This is a genomic window from Pseudomonas sp. PNPG3 (genome assembly GCF_023093815.1).
GTDB classification, from domain to species: domain Bacteria; phylum Pseudomonadota; class Gammaproteobacteria; order Pseudomonadales; family Pseudomonadaceae; genus Aquipseudomonas; species Aquipseudomonas asiatica.
Map to the genome: position 1 here is coordinate 1 of NZ_JALLKV010000236.1, position 266 is coordinate 266.

Here is a 266-nt window from a genome sequence, read left to right on the forward strand (position 1 = left end):
CGTGCTCGACGCTGAACCCGGCGACGAGGTGGTGCTCAACCCCGCGCTCGACCCAGTCGTCGAGCAGGCAGCCCTCGAGGAGCAGCCAGCAGGGGCGATGAGCCGCGAAGGACTCCAGGAGAGCGCCGTGCGCGGCGCCGTCTGGACGGTCGTCCACACCTTCGTCGCGATCCCGGTCGCGTTCCTCGTCAACCTCCTCATGGCCCGGGTGCTCGGCGCGGCGGACTACGGTCGCCTCGCCTTCCTCACCGCGCTCATGGAGGTCG

1 protein-coding gene is annotated in these 266 nt (G+C 71.1%); it reads left to right on the plus strand.

Going from position 1 to position 266, the window contains the following annotated elements; all coding sequences use genetic code 11:
* The coding region (locus MJ643_RS30865; protein ID WP_247727333.1) for a hypothetical protein at window positions 1-266 on the plus strand (266 nt) is incomplete at both ends.